The sequence below is a fragment of the Stenotrophomonas sp. A3_2 genome (assembly GCF_036624925.1).
Lineage (GTDB): Bacteria > Pseudomonadota > Gammaproteobacteria > Xanthomonadales > Xanthomonadaceae > Stenotrophomonas > Stenotrophomonas hibiscicola.
Window position 1 is genome coordinate 1 of sequence record NZ_JAZKVY010000247.1, and the last position, 408, is coordinate 408.

At 67.9% G+C, this 408-nt stretch carries 1 protein-coding gene; it reads right to left on the reverse strand.

Features of this window, described 5'->3' with window-relative positions:
* Positions 1 to 279: 279 nt before the first annotated feature.
* Positions 280 to 408, reverse strand: a 129-nt coding sequence (locus R5H29_RS09870; RefSeq protein WP_332329121.1) for a YbaB/EbfC family nucleoid-associated protein, incomplete at its 5' end; no start/stop codon positions are given.

The window sequence follows — 408 nt, forward strand, 5'->3', positions numbered from 1 at the left end:
CCCACGCCAGGCAGCACCCGCAGCGCGTCGATCAATTGTTCAAGCAGGGGTGCGGACACGGCGGTGTGCTTTGATGGCGTCGAGCAAGCTCGACAGCTACGTGTAGAGTCGAGCCATGCTCGACTGAGGGTTGCAGCGGGGGGCGGGCGCCCCCCGGCGCCCCCCCCCAAAAAACACACCCCCCGCAATCCCCGCCGCCCCACCCCGAGGTTTATCGCCGCCCCAGGCCCCAGGTCGGGTGCCCGGGGGCCCTTGCCCCCCCCGGCCCCCCGCCAAGAATCAGAACGGCAGCTTCATGCCCGGCGGCAACTGCATGCCAGCGGTGGCCGAACCCATCTTCGACTTCGACTCGGCATCGATCTTGTTCGAAGCATCGTTGAAGGCGGCGGCGATCAGGTCTTCCAGCAT